Source organism: Rhizobium sp. K33, from assembly GCF_056501445.1.
This window is the reverse complement of sequence record NZ_CP096478.1, coordinates 2,853,670-2,874,697: the sequence shown is the minus strand read 5'-3', so window position 1 is coordinate 2,874,697 and position 21,028 is coordinate 2,853,670. Positions and strand designations below refer to the sequence as shown.

Genomic DNA, 21,028 nt, shown 5'->3' with positions numbered 1-21,028 from the left:
TGTTTTGATTGTTCCATGCAGGAACATGGTGGCGTAGAAACGAGGTCATCCGATGGCAATCGAACCCAGCCCGTCTCCCATTCGCGTCAGCTGCTTCGAATGTCCCCTGCGGCACATGAAGCGCTTCCGCCCTTTCACCGAAGCAGAGCTGGAATTCGTCTCCACCTTCAAGCGCGGCGAGCTGATCGCCGACCCCGGAACCACCGTGCTTGTCGAGGGTGCGCGCAGTGCGCATCTCTACACCGTGCTTTCCGGCTGGGGCTTCCGCTACAAGATCCTCGAAGACGGTCGACGGCAGATCCTGAACTATATCGTTCCGGGTGACATGATCGGTCTGCAGGGCGCGGTCATGGCCGAGATGCAGCATTCGGTCGAGGCCCTGACGCCGATGACGCTTTGCGTCTTTGAGCGGAGCCGGCTCTTCTCGCTGTTCGAGCTGCATCCGGGACTCGGCTTCGATCTGACCTGGCTTGCGGCGCGCGAGGAGTGCATTCTCGACGAACACTTGCTCAGCATCGGGCGGCGCTCAGCGCTCGAGCGCTCCTCCTATCTTCTTGCCTTCCTGTTCGATCGCGGGGTCAATGCCGGGATCCTCGGTGACAACCACCGCCATATCCCGGCGACGCAAATGCACTTCGCCGATACGCTTGGGCTGTCGATCGTTCACACGAACAAGACATTGAAGAAGCTCGCAGATCGGGGGCTCATCCGCTGGCGCGAGCGGGGCTGCGACATCATCGACCCCGTGGGCCTGCAGGAGATCGCCGGCTGGACGCCTGGAGATCCCCGCGTCAGACCCTTCATCTGAAGGCGGCACACAAAAAGGCCCGCATCGCCACTCGCGATGCGGGCCTTTTGCATTCGGGAGCCTACGTCAGGCTACAATGATGACCCCGGTAAAGAGGGCGATGATCATCACCACCAGGACGATGAAAATCAGGATCTTGGCGATGCCCGCCGAAGCGCCTGCCACGCCGCGAAAACCGAGAAGGCTCGCTACGGCGGCGATGAGAAGTAGAATGAGGATCCATTGCAGCATGTGTGTCTCCCTGACGTTGTTCCATTGGAGAAACAGGGTGGGCCGGTAGTTTGTTCCATCGCGCACCTGACAGCACATTGTGTGCGCTGCAGCAAAAATCGGTTTAAGTGGCGCGCGGGTGTGACAAAACCGTCATTTGTTCCTGAAGCTGGACTAGACAGGGGGCCTCACTTCTGGTCGTGTCCGCCATCGGAGAGTCCTTCGACTTTGGGCGAAGGATAGCAGGTAGAACCCGTTTGAACGGAGTTTGGGAGATGGGATTGAAGATCGGATCGCCAAGGGAGATTTATGTCGGCGAGGCTCGCGTCGCGATGACGCCTGATAGCGCCACCCAGTTGCAGAAACTCGGCTATGAATGCGTGATCGAAAGCGGCGCCGGCAAGGCTGCCGGACTTTCTGATGACGCCTATCGCGCCGCCGGTGTGACGGTGGTGGAAACAGCCGCAGCGCTCTATGAAACGGCCGATATCATCGCCAAGGTGCGCCCGCCCGAGACATCCGAAGTCGATCGCCTCGGCCCCGGCAAGACGCTGATCTCCTTTTTCTATCCGGCCCAGAATACCGCTCTGCTTGAGCAGGCAAAGGACAAGGGTGCGACCGTCGTTGCCATGGACATGGTGCCGCGCATTTCGCGCGCCCAGAAGATGGATGCACTGTCCTCCATGGCCAATATCGCCGGTTATCGTGCGGTCATCGAGGCCGGCAACAATTTTGGCCGCTTCTTTACCGGTCAGGTGACGGCTGCCGGCAAGGTGCCGCCGGCCAAGGTGCTGGTCATCGGTGCGGGTGTCGCCGGTCTTGCCGCCATCGGTACGGCCACCTCGCTCGGCGCCATCACCTATGCCTTCGACGTTCGCCCTGAAGTGGCTGAACAGATCGAGAGCATGGGCGCGCAGTTCGTGTTCCTGGAGTTTGAACCGACGCAGGACGGTGCCGCGACCGGTGGTTATGCCGCTCCATCGTCGCCCGAGTTCCGCGAGAAGCAGCTCGCCAAGTTTCGCGAGCTTGCACCCGAGATCGATATTGTCATCACCACGGCACTGATCCCGGGCCGTGATGCGCCGAAGCTCTGGCTCGCCGACATGGTCGCCGCGATGAAGCCGGGCTCTGTCGTGGTGGACCTTGCGGCCGAGCGCGGCGGCAACTGCGATCTGACCGTTCCTGACCAGAAGATCGTTTCCGACAATGGCGTGACCATCGTCGGTTACACGGACTTCCCGAGCCGCATGGCCGCACAGTCCTCGACGCTCTATGCCACCAATATTCGTCACATGATGACCGACCTGACACCGGCCAAGGACGGTGTGGTCGTGCACAACATGGAAGACGATGTCATCCGGGGTGCGACCGTCACCAAGGATGGTGAGATCACCTATCCGCCACCGCCGCCGAAGATCCAGGCCATTGCCGCTGCCAAGCCGAAGGAGAAGGTGAAGGAACTGACGGCGGAAGAAAAACGGGCGCAGGAAATTGCCGCCTTCAAGACGCAGACCCGCAATCAGGTCGCGATGCTCGCTGGTGGCGGTGCGCTGATCCTGCTCGCCGGTCTTTATGCGCCTGCCAGTTTCATGAGCCATTTCATCGTCTTCGTGCTCGCCTGCTTCGTTGGTTTCCAGGTTATCTGGAATGTCAGCCATTCGCTGCACACGCCGCTGATGGCGATCACCAATGCCATCTCCTCGATCATTATTCTGGGCGCCCTGATGCAGATCGGATCGGGCAACTTCCTGGTGGTCATCCTCGCCGCACTGTCGGTCCTGATGGCCGGCATCAACATCTTCGGGGGCTTCATGGTCACCCGACGCATGCTTGCCATGTTCCAGAAGTCGTGAGTCAGGGGAGGGGATAGAAATGGAATATGGATTCACCACAGCGGCCTATGTCGTCGCAGCCGTTCTCTTCATCCTGTCGCTCGGCGGCTTGTCTGGCCAGGAGAGCGCCAAGCGCGCCGTCTGGTATGGCATCGTCGGCATGGGCCTTGCGGTCCTCGCGACGCTGTATGGCCCTGGCGCCGGCAACTGGTTCGTCTCGATCGTTATGATCGCCATTGGCGGCGCGATCGGCTGGGTTGTCGCTCAGCGCGTGCAGATGACGGAAATGCCGCAGCTGGTTGCGGCCATGCACTCGCTCGTCGGTCTCGCCGCCGTCTTCATCGGTTTCAATGCCGAAATCGAGATGTGGCGGATTGCCAGCACGCTCGCGGATGCGGGCATCGCCTTTTGTGATCCGGCCGTCAATGCGGTCGCTTGCGCAATCCAGGCCGGCCACACCGACCTCTTCAAGGATTTCACCGGTTTTGCGCTGAAGATCGCGGAGAAGACCGGGCCGGAGATTGCCGTCCTGAAGATCGAAGTCTTCCTCGGCGTCTTCATTGGCGCGGTTACCTTTACGGGCTCCGTCGTCGCCTATGGCAAGCTTGCCGGCAAGGTCGACGGCAAGGCGAAGAAGCTGCCGGGCGGTCACATGTTGAATGCCGGCGCGGCGATTGCCTCGCTGATCTTGCTGGTCCTCTATTTCAACGGCGCCGGCAGCTGGACTCTCATCCTGATGACGCTTCTGGCGCTCTTCATCGGATATCATCTGATCATGGGCATCGGCGGCGCCGACATGCCGGTCGTTGTCTCGATGCTCAACAGCTATTCGGGCTGGGCTGCTGCGGCCATCGGCTTCTCGCTCTCGAACGATCTCCTGATCGTCGTCGGCGCGCTGGTCGGCTCCTCGGGTGCGATCCTCTCCTACATCATGTGCAAGGCGATGAACCGCAGCTTCATATCGGTCATCCTCGGCGGCTTTGGCGGCACCACGGGCCCGCAGATGGAAGTGACCGGCGAGCAGATCGCCATCGATGGCGACGGCGTGGCCAATGCACTCAACGATGCAGATTCGATCATCATCGTTCCGGGCTACGGCATGGCGGTCGCGCAGGCACAGCAATCGGTGTCTGAACTCACCCGCAAGCTGCGTGCTGCCGGCAAGACGGTGCGTTTCGCGATCCATCCGGTCGCAGGTCGTCTGCCCGGCCACATGAACGTGCTGCTGGCCGAAGCGAAAGTGCCCTATGACATCGTTCTGGAAATGGACGAGATCAACGAGGACTTCCCCGAGACGGATGTCGTCATCGTCATCGGCTCGAACGACATCGTCAACCCGGCCGCCCAGGAAGACCCGAACTCGCCGATCGCCGGCATGCCGGTTCTCGAAGTCTGGAAGGCCAAGCAGGTCTTCGTCTCCAAGCGCGGCCAGGGCACCGGCTATTCGGGCATCGAGAACCCGCTGTTCTACAAGGAGAATACGCGGATGTTCTACGGCGATGCGAAGAAGTCGATCGACAGCATCCTGCCGCTGATCAAGTAAGCCTCGGATCAGACAAGAGCTTTAGAGCCGGGTGGTGACGCCCGGCTTTTTTCTTTTATCGGTTGCAAGAAAATACCGCGCGTTAACCATGTCCCGCTTAACTGGTGGCGAGTGTGGCCGCAGGAGTTTTTCGTGAGCACCAAGTTCTTCATCGCTAGTCTTTCCATAGGCTTCATTGCCACGGCAGCGACGTCCGCCGATCTCGGTTCGGTGGATGCGCCGCAGCCGCTTCCGCCGCAAGGCGCAGTTGCTGACATCATTCATGACTGGGGCGGCGGCTATGTCGGTGTCGTCGGTGGAGGCGCAGTCGGTGAGGTCGAAACGCAGACCGGATCCGGCACGCTGTTCTCCGAGACTCCTCTGCGAGGCGGCTTGACCGGCGTGACGGCGGGCTACAACATCCAGAACGGCAACATGGTCTATGGCGTCGAGGCAGATGTGTCCTGGGCCAAAGTGAAGGGCGACAAGGCCTGCGAAGGCTTTCCCTCGCAGACATGTTATTATCAGCTAGGCTGGCAGGGCACCGCGCGCGCACGTATTGGGGTCGCTTTAGACAGGACGCTGCTTTACGTCACCGGCGGTCTCGCCGTTGCCGAAGGTAAGGGTGGTGTCGATCCGATCGTCGGAGCAATCGACGGCGAGGACAAGCAGACGTATTTTGGTTACGTAGCGGGCGTCGGTGCAGAATACGCCATGACGGACGCGTTGAGTTTCAAGGCCGAGTATCTCTATACCGATTATCGCCAGCGGACGTCGCCGCTCGGAACTGTCAGTCCCCTCGACAGCTACAAGTCGGATCCGTCAAGCCATCTCTTTCGCGTTGGTATGAATTACAGATTCTAGGTTCTCGCTAGAGCTGAAAACAAAAACCCCGCCATGTTGCGGGGTTTTCGTATCGGTCGCGGATCAAACATCCGCCTTGAAAGTCTGCTTCTGCGTGCCGAGACCCTCGATTCCGAGCTCGACCACGTCGCCGGCCTTGAGGAACTGCGGCGGCTTCATGCCGAGGCCTACGCCCGGAGGCGTGCCGGTGGAGATGATGTCGCCGGGATGCAGGCTCATGAACTGGCTAAGATAGGACACAACGTGGGCGACGCCGTAGACCATGGTCTTCGACGAGCCGTCCTGCATCATCTTGCCGTTGACCGAGAGCCACATCTTCAGATCATGCGGGTTGGCAATCTCGTCCTTGGTGACGAGCCAGGGGCCGATCGGGCCGAAGGTGTCGCAGGATTTGCCCTTGGTCCACTGGCCGGCACGTTCGGTCTGGAAGGCGCGTTCTGAGACATCGTGAGAGACGCAGTAGCCGGCGACATAATCCATGGCGTCGGCTTCGGAGACATACTTCGCGGTCTTGCCGATGACGACGCCGAGTTCGACTTCCCAGTCGGTCTTCTCCGAACCGCGCGGGATCAGGACGTCGTCGTTCGGGCCACAGATGGCCGAGGTCGCCTTCATGAAAATGACGGGCTCCGGCGGCACAGTCGCGCCGGTTTCAGCCGCGTGGTCGGAATAGTTGAGGCCGATGCAAATGAACTTGCCGGTGCCGGCAACGCAGGCGCCGATGCGATCCACCGCGAGTTCCGGCAGTGAGGCCGGATCGATGGCCGCGATCTTGGCGAGGCCCTCCGGCGAGATCGCAGCGCCGCCGATATCGGCGACGTGGCCCGAGAGGTCACGAACCTTGCCATCCTTGTCGAGGATCGCAGGCTTTTCCTGACCCAGCGGGCCGACGCGCATCAGTTTCATGGTCTTCTTCCTTCTTCAGGTGCCGCGGCCGAGCCGCTCGATGTCTTTTCTGGTCGCAATGCCGGACGGAAAACCGCCTGACACTTTTCCTGGCATTGCTTAGATGGTCCAGCCGCCGTCAATGGCGAAGGCTTGGCCCGATGTATAGGTGGCGCCGGCGATGTAGACGGCGAGGTCCGCGATTTCTTCCGGCGTGCCAAGGCGGCCCATCGGTTGGCGGACGATGAAGGCGGCGCGAGCGGCATCATAGTCGCCTTGTGCGCGCATGCGATCCTGCAGCGAAGGGCTTTCGACGGTGCCGGGGCAGATCGCGTTGCAACGTATCCCTTGCGTCACGTAATCGGCGGCGACGGATTTGGTGAGCCCGACCACGGCGGCCTTGGTGACGGTATAGGCGCAGCGGTTGGGCACGCCCTTCACCGAGCTTGCAACAGAGGCCATGTTGATGATCGAGCCGTCTCCCTTCTCCAGCATGGCCGGTAGAACGGCGCGGATCGTGCGGATCATCGCGCGGACATTGAGGTCGAAGGCAAAGTCCAGATCCTTGTCGGCCATATCGAGGACCGTACCGCCATGCACGACACCGGCGCAGTTGAACAGGACGTCGAAGGGACCGGTCTCGGCGACCACTGCCGTCACCGCGTCCTCGTTCAGGACGTCGAGTTGGCGGGTCGTGATTCCGGTCTCGCCCTTGAGCGTTGCCAGGGCTTCCGTGTTGATGTCGGTTGCGACGACCGTCGCACCGGCACGGGCAAAGGCGATCGCACTTGCGCGGCCGATTCCCTGGCCGGCAGCCGTCACCAACACATGCTTGTTCTTCAGGGGCAGGTTCATGCTTGAGGCTCCTCCAGCCAATCCCTCGTCACGCGACCCTTGCATAATTTGGCCGACGATGCGAGCATCATTCATATGCAAAACATTTATTCATAATCGTCAAGGCCGGTCCTCGGGTTGCAAGGAGAGAATTACGTGAACGACCTCGACCAAGACCGCTACCGGGCCCCGGCGCTCGACAAGGGGCTCGACATTCTCGAGTTGCTCGCGGGGGTCGATGGCGGCTTGAGCCAGGCCGATATCGCCAAGAAGCTCGACCGCAGCCCGAACGAATTCTACCGAATGCTCGATCGGCTGGTGAAACGCGGCTATGTCGCGCGGCTCGAGGGCGACCGTTACGTGCTGACGCTGAAACTGTTCGGCTTAGCCCACCTGCATGCGCCGACGCGGCGGCTTGCGTCGCTTGCCATGCCGCTGATGCGGGAGCTTGCGGAAGTGACCCGCCAGGAAAACCACATCGTCGTCTACGACCGTGGTCATCCCGTCGTAATCGCCCAGCTGGAGGCGCCGGGCTATTGGGGCATCTCGATGCGGGTCGGCTCGCGCATGGGCCTGTTCGATACCGGGTCCGGCCATGTGCTGCTTGCCTATCGCAGCCCGGAGGTCCGCGCGATGATGGTGGCGGAGCATGTGGCGAGTGGCGGGCCGGAGGGGCGGATGACCGAGGCCTTCTCGCGGCACCTCGACGAGATCCGGGCACGTGGCTACGAGATGATGCCGAGTGCCCAGACCGCCGGTGTCACCAACCTCTCGGCGCCGATCCTGAGCGCAGACGGCGAAGCTCTGGGCGCACTGACCGTCCCCTATATCGGCATCATCAATCAGCCTGACGCGCCTGATATCCCGCGCACGCTGGAGGCGCTGCGGGAGACGGCGCGTCGGATCTCGGCGCTTGCCGGTGCCGGCCTGGGAGGCGATGCCGCCGAGACTTCATCAAGCTAAGCGGCCTTGGGAGGGGCCAGAGCCATGATCATCGATACCCATCTGCATCTCATCTATCGCGAGCGGCTCTCTTATCCCTGGCTGAAGAACGTGCCGGAGCTCGATGCCGACTTTACCTGGGAGACCTATTCGCGGGAGGCCCGGCGCCTCGGCATTTCCTCGGTGCTGCATATGGAGGTGGACGTCGCGCCCGAAGACATGCAGGCCGAGACGCACATGCTGCAGGACTTGTCGCAGGTGTCTGGCAGCCTCATTCGCGGTGTCATCGCTTCCTGCCGCCCGGAAGATCCAGGCTTTGCGCCTTATCTGGAGGCCCAGCTGGCGAACCCCTTCGTCAAAGGCTTCAGGCGTGTGCTGCATGTCGTGCCGGATGATGTGTCAGAGGGCGCGCTGTTTCGCGAGAATGTGAAACGTCTCGCCGGCACGGGCCTCACCTTCGATCTCTGCATGCTGCCGCATCAGATCGACAAGGCGAAGGCACTGGTCGATCTTGCGCCCGATGTCACCTTCATTCTCGATCATTGCGGCGTGCCGGATATCAAGGGGAATGGCTATGAAACGTGGAAGGCCGGGATCAACGACATCGCGAAGCGCGAGAATGTGCGTGTGAAGATCTCCGGCATCCCGGCCTATGGCGATCTGGAGAACTGGACGCTGGAAGATCTCAAACCCTATTTCGATCACACGATCGCATCCTTCGGCTTCGATCGCGCGATCTGGGGTTCGGACTGGCCGGTCTGCACCCTGGGCGGGGGGCTCTCGACCTGGGTCGCGACCACGCAGGCGCTGCTGCATGGCTGCACGAAAGAAGAGAAGGAAAAGCTCTTCTCCGGCAATGCGCGGAGGATCTGGCAGCTCGATTAGCTTGCCTTGCCGTGCTCTGCCATGAGCCTGCGGAAATAGCCGCGCATGGCAATGATCAGGGCCTCGATGTCGTCATTGGAAGCCGAGAGATCCTGCAGCGCGTAGCTTTGCAGGATGATGCCGTCGATCCCGATCAGCATCTGGCGGGCGACGGCGCGACCGATCCGGCGAAGCTCTTCGTCTGTGTCGTCCTCGAAGACGAGATGGCCGTAGAAATCGATATAGGCATTGTATTGGCGGGCTGCGAGCCATTCGGAGCCCTTGGTCCGCAGGGCATAGAGCGTCAGCTCCGTCTGGGCGATCTGCTTGTCGCGGGTGCGCTGGATGTAGCGCCAGCTCGCTCGGATCAGCGCTTCGACCCGGTCTTCCGGCTCCTTCGGTAGGGCCACATCCTGGCGATAGGCGATCTCCATGTCGGCAATCAGGTCTTCCAGCACGGCCAGCAGCAGGCTTTCCTTGCCGTCGAAATAATAGTGGAGCGTCGCGAGTTTGACGCCGGCCGAGGCGGCAATCCGCCTGGTCGTGAGCGCCTCCATGCCCCCTTCTTCCAGAGCCTCGCGCGCGCCCTTGATGATGCGGACACGGGTTTCGAGGCCTTTGCGCGTAGCACCTGCGGGACGTCCGCGAGAGCTTGCGGTTGCCGGTTTTCTGGTCGGCGAGGGCGCTGCTTCCGTCATCGCCCCCCTCCGTCATCGAAGGTGACGCGGCCGTCGCAAATGGTGAGCACCGGGGAGAGCGTGGCAATGGCTTCGGGGGCGGTCGCTTCAACGTCGCCAGATAGCACCACCACGTCGGCGTAGTAGCCGGGTTTCAGGACGCCCTTGCGGTCTTCCATATATTCGACCCAGGCGCTGGTGCGGGTATAGGCCGCCAGTGTCTCGTGCAGGGTAAGGCGGTGGTCCGGCATGTCGTCGGCCCAGGGTTTGCGCGTGAGGGCGTCGCCGATGCAGCTCAGCGGCGGTAGCGGCGAGACCGGCCAGTCGGTGGCGAAGACAATCTTTGCTCCGGCATCGACCAGCGTCTTCCAGGCGAAGGCGTAGGGCCAGCGCCCGCGGCCGATATAGGTCAGGTAAGGCTCGAGCGGCAGGCCGGCCGAACCCGGTGGATGCGTCGGCTGCATGGACGCGACGGTGCCGGTTTCGGCAAAGCGTGGGATGTCGTCGGGGTGAACCACCTCGATATGTTCGATGCGGTTGCGCATGTCCTTCTTGCCGTTGGCGCGGATCGAGGCCTCGTAGCCGTCGAGCACCATCCGCACGGCGCCGTCGCCGATCGCATGCACGGCGACCGGCAGGTCGAGGCGATTGGCTTCCGTCGCGACCTCGTTGAAGGCTTCACCCGAAAACAACGGCTCGCCCTTCCATCCGGCCTTGTGGGCGTAGTCGTCGACGAAAACAGCGGTCTCACCTTCGGTCACGCCGTCCATGAACAGCTTGACGAAGTTGCAGCGCAGCTTGTCGGTGTCGAAGCGCGCCTTCCAGGCGGCGGCTTTCTCCTCCAAGTCGAAGAGCGGCATGAAGTTCTTCATGTGATAGGGCATGCGTACCCTGACCGGCAGTCCCTCCGTCTTCTCGATCTCGTCCAGCATTTCGAGCTGGTAGAGATTGCCATCCATGTTCTGGAACGAGGTGATGCCAAGCGAGGCACAATAGGCCAGTCCCTTCTTCAGCACCGCGATGTCGCCGGCGCGCTCTTCCGGAGTAACGTGCACGGGGTCGCCGCCAGTGCCGACACCAAGCCCCTCGCGACCGCCGGTCACGCTCATCGAGGCGACCGGACGCATGGCATTGCTTTCGCGCAACTCGCCATTGGCGAGGCCGTCCTCGCCCATGACGATCTCGTTGCCGACACCGACATCGCGGCCCTGCAGGATGCCCGCCTTTTCGAGTGCGATCGTGTTGGCCCAGGCGGTGTGCCTGTCCGGGGCGACCATCATGAAGGGGCGATCCGGGATGATGCGGTCGAGATGGTGGCGGGTGACGCGCTCGGTTTCCGAGAGGATGGTGTAATCGGCCGTCTGGGCGACAAGCAGCGGCAGGTCCGGGTTGGCGGCCGCATAGTCTCGCACTGCCTTTGACAGGTCATCGAAGCCTTTCACGCCGAAGAGCGAGAGTTCGCCAAGTGCGACCGAGCCGCCGAAGATGTGCATGTGGGCTTCGTTGAAACCCGGAAGCACCGTTGCGCCACCGGCATCGACGACGCGGGTCTGCGGTCCCGCGAGCTCAAGGATCTCGGCATTGCTTCCCACGGCGGTGATGCGGTTCCCGGTGAGCGCGATGGCTTCTGCGCGCGGATGGTCGTCATCCATGGTAAGGATGCGGGCATTGTGGATGATGATGTCAGCGCTCATGGCACATGTCTTTCTTCAGGCCTGGAAGGTGATGCGGCCGTCGCAGATGGTGACGGCGGGGCGGACGGTTTCCATGATGTCTTCGGGGTCGACGGCTTCGATATCCTTTGTGAGGATCACGACATCGGCAAGGTAACCCGGTTTCAGCATGCCCTTGCGGTCTTCCATGAACTCCACCCAGGCGCCGATCGCGGTATAGGCTTCGAGCGCTTCCATCAGCGAGAAGCGCTGGTCCTTCAGGCCCTCTTTCCAGGGCTTCCGGGTCAATGCGTCCTGGATGCATTGGAAAGGCGAGACCGGAGAGACCGGCCAGTCGGACGCGAAGACGACGGGCGCGCCGGCTTCTTTCATCGTGCGCCAGGCATAGGCATAGTCCCAGCGGTCCTCGCCGATCTTTGCCGTGGTCGGTTCCGCCGGGAAGCAGGTGCCGCCGGGATAGTGAACCGGCTGCATGGAGGCGACGACGCCCAGTTCGGCAAAGCGCGGGATGTCATCCGGATGGATGATCTCGATATGCTCGATGCGGTGGCGGTTGTCGCGTTTGCCGTTGGCCTTCAATGCCGCCTCGTAGCCGTCGAGCGTCTGGCGGATCGCGGCACTGCCGATGGCGTGGACTGCGACCTGCAGGCCGAGTGCATCGGCCTTGGTGGCGATGGCATTGAAGGCGTCCGGCGTGAAGAGCGGCTCATAGGTGTAGCCCGGCCGGTCTCCGTAACCGTCGAGCATATAGGCCGTCTGGCTATCCAGCACGCCGTCCATGAAGACCTTGACGAAATCGCCGCGCAGCATGTCGGTGGCGAATTCCTTCTTCCAGGCTGCCGCCTTGTCGAGGTCCTCCAGCGCCATGAAGTTCTTCATGTGATAGGGAATGCGGATGCGGCAGGAGAGCTCGCCCGAAAGCTCCAGGTCGCGCATCAGGCGCAGCTGATAGTGGTTGCCGTCGAAATTCTGGATCGAGGTGACGCCCCAGGAGGCGCAATAGTCGAGGCCGGCCTTCAGGATGGCCCGGTCGAGGGCGAACTGTTCCGGCGTGACGTTCTCCGGGTCCAGGCCGGTGACCATGCCGAGTTCCTCGCGACCGCCTGTGGAGGCGAGTGCGGATACCGGACCGAAAGCATTGCCTTCGCGCAGTTCGCCATTGGCGAGGCCGTCCGGCCCCATGACGATCTCGTTGCCGATGCCGACATCCTTGCCCTGCAGGATGCCCGCCTTTTCCAGTGCGGCAGTATTGGCCCAGGCGGTGTGATGGTCCGGCGCGAACATCATGAACGGGCGATCGGGCAGGATCGCATCGAGGTGATGGCGGGTGCAGGGCTCGGTGAGCGAGATGATCGAATAGTCGGCGGAGAAACCCATCAGCAGCGGCTCGTCGGGGTTCTTATCCGCATAGTCGAGGATGGCGGCCTTCAATGGCTCGAAGCCCTGAATGCCGTGCAGGTTCAACTGGCGCAGCGACACCGAGCCGGGGAAGATGTGCATGTGGGCTTCGTTGAAGCCTGGCATCACGGTCGCACCCTTGGCGTCAATTGGCTTCGTGTTCGGACCGGCCAGAGCCTTCACCTCGGCTTCGCTGCCGACCGCAAGAATGAGGTTGCCGGCAAGCGCGACGGCTTCGGCGCGGGGGGAGGCGCTGTCCATGGTCAGGACGCGGCCATTTGTGATGATGATGTCTGCGGTGGTTGCCATTTCAGGCTCCTCTGATCTCATGCGGTCCAGGCGCTGAGCGCGCGGAAGAAGGCGAAGTTGTCGTGTTTCAGCTCGTCGTCCAGCGGGTTCGGCTGGGAGGAGAGCTTGACGATCACGGTTTCGGTGGAGGGATCGACATAGAGCCACTGGCCGTGGATGCCGATGGCGCAGAAGGCTCCATCAGGCTCACCCGACTGGTACCATTGGCTGCGATAGCGGCCCTTGGGAAAGAAGTTGGATTTGCCGTCGACCCAGGCCTGGTGGTCGCCAGCCGTCAGCATGTCGGCGATCCAGGCTTCCGGAATGATACGGCGGTCCTCGACCTTGCCGCCCATGCGCAGCATTTCGCCGACGCGGGTAAGGTCGCGGGCGGTGACCGAGATGCCGCCGGCGGCACGCGCCGTGCCTTCCGCATCGACCGTCACGCTCGCATGGTTCTTGGCGCCGAGCGGCTGCCACAGACGTTTCGACAAGACATCGGCGTAACGTTCGCCGGTTGCGCGCTCGATCAGGATGCCGAGAAGGTCAGAATTCGGAGAAGCATAGAAATGCGCGCCGCCATGCGGATGGGCGTCTTTCTTCAGCGTCAGCAGGAAGGCGAGCAAGGTTTCGTCCGGCTGAGCCGGATCGGCAGGGTTCCACAAGGTGGCGCGGCGATAGCGGGCATAGGCACCATCGGTGTTCAGATAGGCTTCGTCGAAGGCGAGGCTGACGCGCATGTCGAGCACGTCTCGGATGGTGCAGTCGCCATAGGCGGAGCCGGCTGCTTCCGGCAGCAGGTCGGTGACCGGGGCATCCGGGTCGATCAGGCCATCGGCTTCCAATGTGGCGATGACGAGGGCGGTCAGGGATTTGCTGATCGAGAAGATGATGTGGCGCTGGTTGACGCCGGCATGGGGCGCATAATGTTCGGCGACGATCCGGCCCGCCTTCATCAGCACGAAGGCGTCGGTATGGGCGTAATCGAGATAGGCGCCGACATTGGGTTGTCCGGCCAGCCCCTCCGGCAGGTGTTGAGCGAGCAAAGGCGATTGCACAGGCGCCCCTTCGCTGACCTCGGCCATGGCGGCGATGCTGGCACTCGGGACAATCTCCTCGGCATGGCCGAAGCTGAAGCGGCTGAAAGGGGCAGTGCGCCAGTTGGCCAGCGTCACATCCCGCCTTTCAAAACCGAAGGCTTCGGCAAACTGCGTCGTCATCAGGGTATGCTCCTCCTGCGGGAGGGCGGTGTCGCCCTCCCGTGTCGGTCTCATCTGTTGTTGGTTCGGCCTTACTTCTGCACTTCGGTCCAGATGCGGGTGTAAAGCTGCTGCACGTCCGGTTCGCAGCTCAGCAGAAACTCGCCGGCACTTTCCAGTTCTGCCGGGATCACCAGTTCCGGTGCGCCCTGCATTTCTTTGTCCATGAAAGCTTCAGAACCCTTGATGCCGTTGGCATACTTGGCGAAGTTCGACAGCATGGCAGCGTTTTCCGGGGCCATGATGAAGTTCATGAAGGCCTTGGCATTGTCGACGTTCTTGGCGTCCTTGAGGATGACGACGCTGTCCATGAAGACCGGGTAGCCTTCCTTCGGATAGCCGAACTTGACGTCGGGGTTCTGCAGGCGCGAGCGCATGATGGCGCCGTTCCAGTAGTAGACGCCTGCATAGTCTCCCGTCGGCAGCTTGTCGGTGACGCTGTAGTCCATGGCGAGCCACTTGGCCTTCGCCTCGACCAGTTTGTCGCGTACCTTCTTCAGCACTTCCTTGTCGGTCGTGCACCAGTCGCCGCCGAAATACTTGATCGTGGCGAAGAGCACGTCGTTCATTTCGGGCGTCACGTTCAGCTTGCCGACCAGCTCTTCCGGCGGATCGAGGAAGATCGCCGAGGTGTTGATATCGCCATTGTAGAACTTGGTGTTGACGCCGATGCCGGTCACGCCCCACTGCCACGGAACCGAGTAGCGGCGGCCCGGATCCCACTCGACGTCCGCCCAGCGCGGATCGACGTTCTTGAAGTTTTCCATCTGGTCCGGACGTGCTTCGAGCAGCAGGCCTTCATTGATCCAGATCGGCATGTAGTTGGCTGAGGGCACGACGATGTCGAATCCGTGGCCACCGGCGCGAACCTTGGCGAGTGCGGTGTCGTTGGAGTCGTAGTCGGTGATGGTCACCTTGACGTCGAACTGCTCCTCGAACTTCTTGATCAGTTCCGGGCTCGTATAGTCGCCCCAGTTGTAGATGTTGAGTTCACCGGCGGCAGAGGCTGCGCCCGCGAAACCCAGCACCGAGATCGCGGCGATTGCCGTGGTCGTCATCCATTTCATGGTCATTTCCGTTCCTCTCTGTTGGTTGCTTTTATGCTTGCGGCTTGCGCCGGTTGATGAAGAAGAAGATCACGATCAGCACCGTCGAGGCGGCGAGGAAGATCGTGGCGATGGCGTTGATTTCGGGCGTCGTCTCGCGCCGGATCTGCCCGAGCATGTAGGTGGGCAACGTGTCCTGTCCGCCGGATTTGACGAATTCGGTGATGACGACGTCATCGAGCGAGATGACGAAGGCGAGCATGAAGCCGGCGATGATGGCGGGCCGGAGCAGCGGCAGTGTGACGAAGCGGAAGGCCTGCCAGGGTGTCGCATAGAGATCGGCTGCCGCCCGCTCCAGCGTCAGGTCCATGCTTTCCAGTCGCGCGCGGATGGGAAGATAGGCGAAGGGAATGCAAAACGCCGTGTGCGCCAGGATCAGGTAGCCGAGCCCGGAATAACCGGTCCAGACCTTGATGCGCGAGAAGACGATCAGAAGCGCCACCGCGGTGACGATTTCCGGGATCATCAGCGGCTGGTTGATGATTGCGTATTTCGCCGTCAGGCCGCGATAGGGTTCGGTGCGCGTCGTGGCCAGTGCTGCCATGGTGGCGGCGATCGTGGCCAGTCCTGCCGCCCAGAGGGCGATGATGACCGAACGCAGTGCTGCCTCCTGTGCGGCCCCATTATCCATCGCGGAGGCGAACCAGCGCAAAGAGAAGCCGCCCCAGCTCGCAAGCGAGTCGCTGGCGTTGAAGGAATAGGCGACCAGGGTCGCGATCGGCAGGTAGAGCGCGAAGAAGGTGAAGAGGGCAATCGTGCCGAAGCCCGGTTGCGAGCGGATGTCGAAGCGACGTTCAGCCATGACGCACCCCCGATTTCGCGGCGTTGCGGACATAGAAGAGCAGGGCGATCATGACGAGCGCCATCAGGGTGATCGACATGGCAGCGCCCAGCGGCCAGTTGCGGCCAGCGCCGAACTGCAGTTCGATCAGGTTGCCCAGCATCAGGTTCTTGCCGCCGCCGAGCACGCGCGGAATGACATAGGCGCCGAGCGAGGGGATGAAGACGAGGATCGAGCCGGCGATCAAGCCGGGTTTCACCAGCGGGATGACGATCCGCCAGAGCACCTGCAGCCGGTTGGCGTAGAGGTCGTAGCCGGCTTCGACCAGTCGAAAATCCAGCTTCTCGATCGAGGCATAGAGCGGCAGCACCATCAGCGGCAGGTAGACATAGGTCATGCCGAGCAGGGTGGCGGTGTCGGTGTAGATGATCTGCAGCGGTGTATCGATGACGCCGAGCCAGATCAGCACATTGTTCAGTATGCCCTCGTTGCGGATGACCTGCTGCATGGCGAAGGTGCGGATCAGCAGATTGGTCCAGAAGGGGATGGTGATCAGGAAGACCCAGATTTCGCGAGAGCGGGCCGGCCGGGTCGCGATGAAATAGGCGGTCGGGAAGCCCAGGATCAGGGTGAGGATCGTCGTGTAGAGCGAGAGCTTGATGGAGCGCCAGAAGATCGCGAGATGCGCGTCGGCGATGCCCAGCGTATCGTCGAAAATGTCCCGCTGCAGGAAGACGGACGTCCAGCCTTCGAGCGAGAAGGTGCCGAATTTCACGTCGCCGTAGTCGCCCTTCTCCAGGAAGGAATAGAGCACCATCACCAGAAGCGGGCCGAGGGCCGCGACAAAGATGATCGCAAGGGCCGGGAGGCTCAGAAGCCAGCGGTTTTTGACATCGCGCGATCTGGCAGTTTCGGGGGCCGTTTTCGTCGCGCTCATCGTCAGTCCCTCAGGATCTGTGCGACATCGTCGCTGACTAGAATGCCGACGCTCTGGCCCTGCGTCACCCCGCAACTGCCGCTGCGGCTGTTCTGCTGACGGACGCTGAAGAGCGAGCCGCCTTCGAGCCGCACGTTGATGTTGGTGTCGGTGCCGAGATAGACGACGCTTTCGACAGTCCCCTTCAAGGTCGCCGCCTCGGTTGGCTCGACGATCGAGGCGTGTTCGGGACGGATCACGATGGTAACCTTGCCAGATGGCGTGGTGTTTTCCGGGAAGGTCGCGGGGATCTCCTGGCCGGAGCGAAGCCGGACGCTTGCGCGATCGCCCTGAACGGAGGCGACCTCCACCTCCAGGAAATTGGTCTCGCCAATGAAGTCGGCGACGAAACGTTCGGCCGGGCGATCATAGATATCCCAGGGCGAACCGACCTGGCGAAGGCTGCCCATCGACATGACCGCAATGCGGTCCGACATGGTGAGCGCCTCCTCCTGGTCGTGGGTGACGAAGATGAAGGTGATGCCGGTCTCGGCCTGGACCCGCTTCAGCTCGATCTGCATCTCCTTGCGCAGCTTGTAGTCGAGCGCCGACAAGGGCTCGTCGAGCAGCAGGACTTTCGGCTTGGGGGCGAGTGCGCGGGCGAGCGCCACGCGCTGTTGTTGGCCGCCGGAGATCTGGCTTACCTGACGGTCGCGCATCTTGGTCATGTGCACGAGTTCCAGCATCTCGGCCACGCGCGCTTCGGTCTCGGCCTTCGGCTTGCCCAGCATTTTCAAACCAAAACCAATGTTGTCGGCGACCGTCATGTGCGGGAAGAGCGCGTAGGACTGGAAGACGGTGTTGACCGGCCGCTTGAAGGGCGGAAGCGGCGCGATGTCCTCGCCATGCAGAAGAATCTCGCCCTTTGTCGGGAAATCGAAGCCGGCAATGAGGCGCAGAAGCGTGGTCTTTCCGCAGCCGGAAGGCCCCAGCAGCGTGAAGAACTCGTTTTCCTTGATCTTGAGGAAGATCCCGTCGAGCGCGGTGACCTTGTCCTGTCCTGTTCCGTAGATGCGGCTCACGCCGCGTATTTCGATGGCTGCCTTGTCTGATGCGGAAGTCAAGCCGTGCCCCCTGGCGTTCGGTTATGCGCGAAGTGCTTCGGTCGACCCCTGATGCGGCGAAACTTGCCGATCGCGGGGTGGCGCAAGTGGTGTCACGCAAGTGACGTGCCAGCTTCTGGGCATGCTGATCTCTCCCCTTGCGGCTTGATCCAGACGGATGCCTTTGGCGGGCAAGAGGCTGGATTTCGCCTGATTTCGTCGATGTTCCCGTGTTTCGGAGAAGCAGTTCGACGAGGCCTGCTTCATCCTCTTTTGTGGCATGTTGCCTCTAATTTGGTCGTTTGACCATTTTTATTTTGGGCAGGTCCAAACTTTTCCGGCAACGCATGGCTGGCCTGCGCGAGGCGCTCGGCCGGACGCTTGACACCACTGTGCCGGCCAGCCCATCGTCAGCGCCTTTCTGCTTTCAGCACAGTTGCTACGGAGCCTCGCGTGTCCGACCTGACGTCCCTGTCCCTCGCCGACCTGCAACAGTCTCTTCACACGAAAAGCCTCTCGGCCGAAGAGGTGATGGCAGGCTATCTCGACAGGATCGAGCGGTTCAACCCGCAGGTCAATGCCTTGGTGAGCCTTCGGCCTCGCGATGTCTTGCTGGCGGAGGCGCGCGCGAAAGATGCCGAACGCGCGCAAGGTGGTGCACTCGGCGCGCTGCATGGTGTGCCGATCGCGATCAAGGATCTGAGCGAGGCCAAGGGCATTCTCTGCACCTATGGCTCGCCGCTTTTCCATGACTACGTGCCCGATTTCGACGACATCCAGGTCGAGCGGATCCGCGCGGCCGGCGCGATCATCATCGGCAAGACGAACACGCCGGAATGGGGTTTCGGTTCGCACAGCTACAACCCGGTCTTCGGCGTGACCCGCAATCCCTGGGACTTGAGCCGTTCTGCCGGCGGCTCGAGCGGTGGTGCCGGGGCCGCGCTCACTGCGCGGCTGGTGCCGGTCGCCGATGGCAGCGACATGATGGGATCGCTGCGGAACCCGGCAGCCTTCAACAATGTCGTCGGCTTTCGCCCGAGCTTCGGGCGTATCCCGACGCTTCCGGGGCGCGATGGCTATCTGAACCAGCTCGCGACGCTCGGGCCGATGGGGCGTTCCGTCGCGGATGTGGTGACGCTTCTCAACGTGCAGTCCGGTTTCGATCCGCGCGATCCATCATCCTTCGACATCGGACCTGTCGTCCTCGATCGAAACATTGCGGCCAGAGGCGGTCGTATCGGCTGGCTCGGCAATTTCGGCGGTCACCTGTCTTTCGAGCCGGGCGTCCTCGATCTCAGCGAGAAGGCACTGACCGTCTTCCAGAAACTCGGCTTCGCCGTTGAACCTCTCCGGATCGACTTCGACATGAACCGGCTCTGGTGGGCCTGGACGACGCTTCGCAGCTATTTCACCGCCGGCAGCATGCGGGACTTCTACGAGGATCCTGGCCGGCGCGGTTCGCTGAAGCCGGAGATCTTGTATGAGGTCCGTTCGGGGCTGCGCATTCAGGCAGCTGACGTCTACGAGGCTTCGGCCGTCCGCACGGCGTGGTACCAGGCGTTGGCCAAGGCCTTCGAGACCTACGACTACCTGATCGCCCCTGCCGCGCAGGTCTTTCCCTTCGATGTCGAGATCCCCTGGCCGCGCGAGATCGCGGGCAAGCACATGGATACGTATCACCGCTGGATGGAAGTCGTGATCGGCCCCAGCATGGCCGGTCTGCCGGTCGCCGCACTTCCGGCCGGGTTCTCACCGCAGGGATTGCCGAACGGGTTTCAACTGATCGGCAAGCCGCGGGCTGACCAGGCTGTCTTGTCGGTTGCGGCAGCCTATGAGGCGGCGACGGACTGGCTGGCGCGCATGCCGCCACTGGCTGCGGATGCCGCGGGATGAATTGCGCTGCGGCTTGAAGCGCGACATGATTTGGTCCAACGATTCCGGAACAGTTGGTTTGTTCCGCCTATTTCCCGATCCGGGCTCATCGCCCCGACAGCACTTCTGGATCTCTTTTCATGAACCTAGTTTTCGACGGCCACAACGATGTTCTCCTGCGTCTTTGGCGCAGCCGCAACGAGGGCCGCAATCCCGTTGCCGAATTCCGAAATGGCACGAGCGCCGGCCATATCGATGCGCCCCGCGCCAAACGCGGCGGGCTCGCCGGCGGTCTCTGCGCCATCTACATCCCATCGCCGCATGATTTCACTCTACGGGAGCCGGACGCGAATGGGCATTATGCAACGCCGCTCGACCCGCCGCTCGAGCGGCAGCCGTCCCTCGACATCGCGCTGCAGATGGCGGCCATCGCCCATCGGCTGGATCAGGACGGAACATGGCGGCTGTGCCGCACGACCGGCGAGATCCGCCAGGCCATAGCAGACGGTGTCTTTGCGGCCGTGATGCACATGGAAGGCTGCGAGGCGATCGATGCGGATCTGGAGTCGCTGGAGGTCTTCTATGCCGCCGGTCTGCGCTCGCTCGGCCCGGTCTGGAGCCGCAACAACATCTTCGGCCACGGCGTGCCCTTCGCCTACCCAAGCTCGCCCGATACAGGGCCTGGCCTGACCAAGGCCGGCGAGGATCTCATCCGGGCCTGCAACCGGCTCGGCATTCTGATCGATCTCGCCCATATCACCGAGACGGGTTTCTGGGATGTCGAGCGCCTCAGCGACCAGCCGCTGATTGCCAGCCATTCCAACGTGCATGCGCTCACCCCGGTCGCCCGCAATCTGACCGACCGGCAGATGGATGCGATCAAGGCGAGCAAGGGTCTCGTCGGCCTGAACTATGCCGTCACCATGCTGCGACCCGACGGGCGCGACGATGCCGAGACATCGCTTGCGACCATGGTCAGCCATATCGACTACCTCGTCGACCGTATGGGGATCGACTGCGTCGCGCTCGGCTCCGATTTCGATGGTGCGACGATCCCGAATGTCATCGGTGATGCTGCCGGCAACCAGCGGCTTGTCACGGCACTGAAGGAGCGCGGCTACGGGCCATCCGACCTCGACAAGATCTGCCGGGAAAACTGGCTTCGGGTGCTGGCTTCCGCCTGGCACGAATGAG

19 protein-coding genes are annotated in these 21,028 nt (G+C 62.2%); 8 read left to right on the top strand and 11 right to left on the bottom strand.

The window, feature by feature from the left end; genetic code table 11:
* Positions 1-52 precede the first annotated feature (52 nt).
* Complete coding sequence (locus tag M1E12_RS14030; protein WP_479562221.1) at positions 53-808, top strand: Crp/Fnr family transcriptional regulator; 756 nt, start codon at positions 53-55, stop codon at positions 806-808.
* Positions 809-874: 66 nt separating this feature from the next.
* Here the strand turns inward: M1E12_RS14030 and M1E12_RS14025 are convergent, their stop codons facing one another.
* Positions 875-1,039, bottom strand: a complete 165-nt coding sequence (locus M1E12_RS14025; protein WP_113461137.1) for a DUF1328 domain-containing protein — start codon at positions 1,037-1,039, stop codon at positions 875-877.
* Between the two features lie 260 nt (positions 1,040-1,299).
* On the opposite strand from M1E12_RS14025, the gene M1E12_RS14020 reads away from it, so the two are divergent.
* From M1E12_RS14020 to M1E12_RS14010, 3 genes are all read left to right on the top strand, one after another.
* Positions 1,300-2,871 carry a Re/Si-specific NAD(P)(+) transhydrogenase subunit alpha gene (locus M1E12_RS14020; protein WP_310242411.1) on the top strand — a complete coding sequence of 524 codons (1,572 nt, stop codon included), beginning with the start codon at positions 1,300-1,302 and terminating at the stop codon, positions 2,869-2,871.
* A 19-nt stretch (positions 2,872-2,890) separates the two neighbouring features.
* Positions 2,891-4,393, top strand: a complete 1,503-nt coding sequence (locus M1E12_RS14015) for an NAD(P)(+) transhydrogenase (Re/Si-specific) subunit beta (protein WP_479562220.1) — start codon at positions 2,891-2,893, stop codon at positions 4,391-4,393.
* A gap of 132 nt (positions 4,394-4,525) precedes the next feature.
* A complete protein-coding gene (locus tag M1E12_RS14010; protein WP_479562219.1) occupies positions 4,526-5,236 on the top strand; it encodes an outer membrane protein in 711 nt (236 codons plus the stop codon).
* A 63-nt stretch (positions 5,237-5,299) separates the two neighbouring features.
* Here the strand turns inward: M1E12_RS14010 and M1E12_RS14005 are convergent, their stop codons facing one another.
* The gene (locus M1E12_RS14005) at positions 5,300-6,142 is read right to left on the bottom strand and encodes a fumarylacetoacetate hydrolase family protein (protein WP_479562218.1); all 843 of its coding nucleotides are present in this window, start codon (positions 6,140-6,142) and stop codon (positions 5,300-5,302) included.
* A gap of 99 nt (positions 6,143-6,241) precedes the next feature.
* A complete protein-coding gene (locus tag M1E12_RS14000) occupies positions 6,242-6,976 on the bottom strand; it encodes an SDR family oxidoreductase (protein ID WP_479562217.1) in 735 nt (244 codons plus the stop codon).
* A 135-nt stretch (positions 6,977-7,111) separates the two neighbouring features.
* On the opposite strand from M1E12_RS14000, the gene M1E12_RS13995 reads away from it, so the two are divergent.
* On the top strand, positions 7,112-7,918 hold the full coding sequence (locus tag M1E12_RS13995; protein WP_479562216.1) for an IclR family transcriptional regulator: 807 nt from the start codon (positions 7,112-7,114) through the stop codon (positions 7,916-7,918).
* Positions 7,919-7,942: 24 nt separating this feature from the next.
* Positions 7,943-8,782 carry an amidohydrolase family protein gene (locus M1E12_RS13990; RefSeq protein WP_479562215.1) on the top strand — a complete coding sequence of 280 codons (840 nt, stop codon included), beginning with the start codon at positions 7,943-7,945 and terminating at the stop codon, positions 8,780-8,782.
* On the opposite strand, the gene M1E12_RS13985 is transcribed toward M1E12_RS13990, so the two are convergent.
* The 8 genes from M1E12_RS13985 to M1E12_RS13950 all read right to left on the bottom strand — a co-directional run bounded on the left by M1E12_RS13985 (position 8,779) and on the right by M1E12_RS13950 (position 17,983).
* Complete coding sequence (locus M1E12_RS13985; protein ID WP_479562214.1) at positions 8,779-9,459, bottom strand: TetR/AcrR family transcriptional regulator; 681 nt, start codon at positions 9,457-9,459, stop codon at positions 8,779-8,781. The genes M1E12_RS13990 and M1E12_RS13985 overlap by 4 nt on opposite strands.
* Positions 9,456-11,132: an amidohydrolase gene (locus M1E12_RS13980; protein ID WP_479562213.1), complete on the bottom strand. Its 1,677-nt coding sequence runs from the start codon at positions 11,130-11,132 to the stop codon at positions 9,456-9,458. Before M1E12_RS13980 ends, M1E12_RS13985 begins: the two co-directional genes overlap by 4 nt.
* 15 nt (positions 11,133-11,147) lie before the next feature.
* Positions 11,148-12,818 (bottom strand): amidohydrolase, encoded by a 1,671-nt coding sequence (locus M1E12_RS13975; RefSeq protein ID WP_479562212.1) that lies wholly within the window; start codon positions 12,816-12,818, stop codon positions 11,148-11,150.
* Positions 12,819-12,835: 17 nt separating this feature from the next.
* Positions 12,836-14,017, bottom strand: a complete 1,182-nt coding sequence (locus M1E12_RS13970; RefSeq protein ID WP_479562211.1) for a serine hydrolase domain-containing protein — start codon at positions 14,015-14,017, stop codon at positions 12,836-12,838.
* A 71-nt stretch (positions 14,018-14,088) separates the two neighbouring features.
* Entirely contained in the window at positions 14,089-15,123 is a 1,035-nt protein-coding gene (locus tag M1E12_RS13965) for an ABC transporter substrate-binding protein (protein ID WP_479564888.1), read from the bottom strand.
* Between the two features lie 31 nt (positions 15,124-15,154).
* A complete protein-coding gene (locus tag M1E12_RS13960) occupies positions 15,155-15,964 on the bottom strand; it encodes an ABC transporter permease (RefSeq protein WP_136538023.1) in 810 nt (269 codons plus the stop codon).
* Positions 15,957-16,880, bottom strand: a complete 924-nt coding sequence (locus M1E12_RS13955) for an ABC transporter permease (protein WP_479562210.1) — start codon at positions 16,878-16,880, stop codon at positions 15,957-15,959. The genes M1E12_RS13960 and M1E12_RS13955 overlap by 8 nt, the downstream gene beginning before the upstream one ends.
* A 2-nt stretch (positions 16,881-16,882) precedes the next feature.
* Entirely contained in the window at positions 16,883-17,983 is a 1,101-nt protein-coding gene (locus M1E12_RS13950; RefSeq protein WP_479562209.1) for an ABC transporter ATP-binding protein, read from the bottom strand.
* A 432-nt stretch (positions 17,984-18,415) separates the two neighbouring features.
* Between M1E12_RS13950 and M1E12_RS13945 the strand changes: the two genes are divergently transcribed.
* Both M1E12_RS13945 and M1E12_RS13940 read left to right on the top strand, forming a co-directional pair.
* Positions 18,416-19,855, top strand: a complete 1,440-nt coding sequence (locus M1E12_RS13945) for an amidase (protein ID WP_479562208.1) — start codon at positions 18,416-18,418, stop codon at positions 19,853-19,855.
* 119 nt (positions 19,856-19,974) lie between these two features.
* Positions 19,975-21,027: a dipeptidase gene (locus M1E12_RS13940; RefSeq protein WP_479562207.1), complete on the top strand. Its 1,053-nt coding sequence runs from the start codon at positions 19,975-19,977 to the stop codon at positions 21,025-21,027.
* Position 21,028: the final 1 nt, after the last annotated feature.